The 3,852-nt window shown below is 32.0% G+C and carries 1 protein-coding gene; it reads left to right on the top strand.

What is annotated here, in order from left to right:
* Positions 1–1,178: 1,178 nt before the first annotated feature.
* Entirely contained in the window at positions 1,179–3,830 is a 2,652-nt protein-coding gene (locus RWQ74_RS08635; RefSeq protein WP_261148543.1) for an SIALI-17 repeat-containing surface protein, read from the top strand.
* Positions 3,831–3,852 lie beyond the last annotated feature (22 nt).

The following is a 3,852-nucleotide window of genomic DNA, read 5'->3' as shown; positions in this document are numbered from 1 at the left end:
ACGATTGATAGAACAACATCAAACATTATCTTTTGTTCAATCACCTGAAGAATTACGTGGTAACGATTATTCTGAAATGAATGAAAAATTGCATAATTTTTTAGATTCGCTTACCAGTTAGAATTGGAGAAAAACGAGATATTTTAGTTTGTGATTTTATGAAATATCAAAATCAAGAAAAGGTGAGTGAACTGTATAAAAAAATAAATACTCTTAGCTACAGGGTATCTGTGTTAAATTTCTAATTTGTAATGATTGACCACAGTACGATTTTCCACAAATAGCTAGCTTTGTTTTACTGGACAAGCTGACTATATTGCTAAAAAACTAAATATGATTACTCACGTTGGGAATATTTTGTTATTTGATGTCCTTTCTTTGAATAGAATACTGAGCTTGAAAAAGGAGAATTAAAGCTGTGGAAATGGATGCGGTAGCTCAACACCACGTTGATACTTATGTAATCATGATCCTTTTTGATAGTCTAGTCAATTCAGGTAAAGATTGAACTGCAGGAGAACGTTAAAATACCCTCACGGATATGATGAAGGTTGGTTTGGAAACCTTGATTGTAGAAAAAAGGAAAAAAGAGGTTAGGAAAATTTATTTTGAGGAGAAATTTTATAGATTTTTAAACAATAAGACGCATAGTATCAAGTTTTTTCAAGGCTTGATACTATGCTCTTTTCTGATTTTAAAGACTTTTTGCCCAACCTCCAAATAAACCACCCGTTAGACGAGTGTTTAAGATTTGATATCAAAAGTAAAATGAAGTTGCTACTCAGTAAATGGAAAATAGCAATAACTTTCACCCTGCAATAATTGTGAAGTGGTCTTTATCGATTTCTGAGTCTAGAAATTGAAATTTGTAATAAAAATGTTATATTTTACAAAGAAGTCCAAATATTTCATAGGAGAGGATAAATATGAGTATAACAAAAACAAATACTTGATAAAATGAGTAGTTATTATTTTTGTGTATTTTATTTTAGGATAAAATTATGATTAATGGTTATTTCTACTTTTGTTGCGAAAGGAAACCGTGGATATCTATTGATTTTTATTCAGAAAGTATTAAAATAGTAAAGTGGGTGATAATATACATATTTGCTTATAGTTCAGTATATGTTTATTATGTTTGAAAAAAGAATTCGACAAAATAATAAGGGAGAATAGAAGTGAAATTTGAAAAACGTCAGAAGTTTGCGATTAGAAAATTCAGTGTTGGTGTTGCATCTGTTTTGATTGGGCAGTTTTTTATTGGTGCTGTAGCCAATGCGCCAGTCGTGCATGCTAGTGAAAAGGAACAATCCACATCGGCTACTGTAAATCATGATGTTTCTACACTAAAGTTAAACTTAACAGAAGCTCAATCAGTTGAAGTCGAATATAAAGCAGATGATACTATTGAACTTGGAAAAAGAAACGAAGTAATTACTGAAACAGGAAAGAAAATTATTACAATTGGGACAAAACCGACAACCGTTGTGGAAGAAATTCCGCCTATTATTACCTATCAAGAGGATAAGGAATTAGAAGGGGGAACTACAAGAGAAGAAGAATCTTTAGATAGCACTCATAACGGGAAAATATCTACCCTTACTCATACCTACAAAGTAAATTCAACAACTGGAGAGGTGACTGACATTCAATCAGAACCAGTGTTAACAGATAGTGGTAAAAAAGGTAAAATCATCCATGTTGGAACAAAAAAAGTAACTCGTACGGAAACTGTAAATAAATATATATATGAGGGCGATGATAGCAAAGAATACGATGGTGCTATCTCTTTGTATTACGATACTTATACATATGTCTTAACTTATGAAATTACTTTTCAATATAATCCAGAAAAACATCTTGCTGAGGAAAATAAAAAGTTAATTAAAACGGAGAGAGTTAAGTCTGTACTTGGAAATGAAGTAGAAAGAACATTTTTACCAGATAATAAGATTTCTACAACAATTATTAAAGTAAAAACGGGACCAAAAGTATCTGCTACCAAAATAGGTAAAAAAAGATACCATTATATCGCTCAGCCAGAACGTGAAGCCGGGGAATCATCGATTGTAAAAAAAGCAATCCCATTAATTCGCGAAAAAGTTGATTATTATAAACTTGTGGATAAATATTCTGGTTGGGTTGAACACACTCATTCAGAATATAGAACAAAACAAGAAATGGAATTTGGGATTGTTGGGATTGGGACAAAACCAAAGATTGTTTATCAAGAAATTCCTATTTATTCAAAAGTTGATAATAAACTAGTAGATAGTGGTAAGAAACTTCCTGTAAAAACTATTGTTCATTATACATTACCAGAAAATTATGAAGAAACAGGGGTGCTGGGAGAAAATATAACTAATGAAGTATTGCCTTTTACTGTAAAAAAAGAAGAGTCTGGTAAGTACTCAGTCTATTATAATAAGGAATTTGAGAAACCTCAAGTGGCAGAAAAACCAATATATGTAGCAGATGAAACACTTGAGAGCGGAAAACGGACTGAGACGATTGATGAAAAGGGAAGAAAAGTTATTAAAATTGGTACAAAAGCTGAAGAAGTTGTCATAGAAGAAATACCACCTGCAAATATTTATATAGAAGATAAAAATCTGGATGGTGGCGAAACAAGAGAAGAGGAAATAACTGATAGTAGTCGTAATGGTAAAATTAAATCTGTGAAGTATACATATGAAATTAATACTGAAACAGGTGAACTAATAGCGCATGAATCTGAACCAATCATTAAAGATAGTGGCACGAAAGCAAAAAAAGTATATGTAGGAACTAAGACAACGATAAGAGGTTATTCTCCTGAACATAAATTATATGTACCAGACCACACTAAAACTTTTTTGGACCCAATACCTCCTGTAGCGCTATACTACAGCAGTGAACCAACAACAATTGAAGTTAATTATCAGTTTGATCCTGTTAGACATCACGCTGTGATTACATCTTGGGGCAATAATTTGACAGAAGAACATAAACGTAATTTAATAGGTACAGCTGTTGATCCAGTCCATACTAAACCATTGGTAGAGTCTTTACCTGGGATTAAAAGATATAAATATGTATTGAATGTGCAGAAAGAAGTTGGTCAAATGGCTACGCTAAAAGAAAGTAAACCATTAATCATGAATAGACTATCATATCTGAATGAACCTATACCAAATAAAACTTCTGACGATGAAATTCATGAAATACATGAAAGGTATGAAATCAAACAAGAAGGTGAAGATGGAGTCATTGAGATTGGTAGCAAACCAAAAGTTTATACGAAGACAATCACTGTTAATGTAGAACAAAATGGTAAAATCGTTCAAAAAGAGGTACAGGTAAAAATTACGATTCGTTATTCTCTTGAAAATGAATACTCTCCAAAATTAATACAAACTATAACTGCTGAAATGGAACCAGTAGAGATAGAAGAACCAAAGGTTACATCTGAGAAACCAAAGGATGCTCCTACTAATGACGTTCCTGAATACACAGGTGGAGTAAATTCATTAGAGCCACCGATTCTGGAATTACCTTCTTATACTTATAGAAGCACATCATCAGAGGAAGAAGACTTACCTCGGAAAAAAGAAGATAATAAACATAAACAATCAGTAGTTAATAAAACAAATGCTCTAGAGAACATAAATAGAGAAAAGCAATCTACTGAAAAGAATGTAGATGATACAGTAGAAACTTCCGTGAAAGTTAAAGGGGAGCGTAAGTTGGAACTTCCAAATACTGGTACAGAAGATAATAAATCGCTTGCGTCACTAGGATTCTTAGGATTGATTTTTTCTCTGATTCCATTTGTAAAAAATAAACACTAAATTATTTGATTAGATATAAGAA

The organism is uncultured Gemella sp. (assembly GCF_963525165.1).
In the GTDB taxonomy this organism is placed as follows: domain Bacteria; phylum Bacillota; class Bacilli; order Staphylococcales; family Gemellaceae; genus Gemella.
Note: the sequence above shows the minus strand (reverse complement) of the source record. Positions and strands in the feature narration are given on the sequence as shown.